Source organism: Arcobacter cryaerophilus gv. crypticus (assembly GCF_002993025.1).
In the GTDB taxonomy this organism is placed as follows: domain Bacteria; phylum Campylobacterota; class Campylobacteria; order Campylobacterales; family Arcobacteraceae; genus Aliarcobacter; species Aliarcobacter cryaerophilus_B.
The window spans coordinates 1-353 of the sequence record NZ_NXGI01000052.1 but is presented as its reverse complement, the minus strand read 5'-3'; the positions used below and the strand labels follow the sequence as shown (position 1 = coordinate 353).

The following is a 353-nucleotide window of genomic DNA, read 5'->3' as shown; positions in this document are numbered from 1 at the left end:
TACTTTAATAAGTTAGTTGTGTTATCTATAGTTTTTTAATATCTCTATTAAATTTTAGATATGAAATTTTTATTTAAAATTAAACATTACTATTTAATTTTACGAAAAATTTTTAAAGACTTTAACATTATATTTTTAAATATCATTCTGACTAAAACCAGATATAAACTCTTATCTATTAAAAGCTTATATCTAATTTTTTATCTATTTATATGTATATGGTGGAGAATAGCGGGATCGAACCGCTGACCTCCTGCGTGCAAAGCAGGCGCTCTCCCAGCTGAGCTAATTCCCCATAATGGTGGGCCTATCAGGACTTGAACCTGAGACCTCACGATTATCAGTCGAGCGCT

General features: G+C 30.6%; 1 tRNA gene. It reads right to left on the bottom strand.

Features of this window, described 5'->3' with window-relative positions:
- Positions 1-219: 219 nt before the first annotated feature.
- Positions 220-295 (bottom strand) — tRNA-Ala (locus tag CJ670_RS09870).
- Positions 296-353 lie beyond the last annotated feature (58 nt).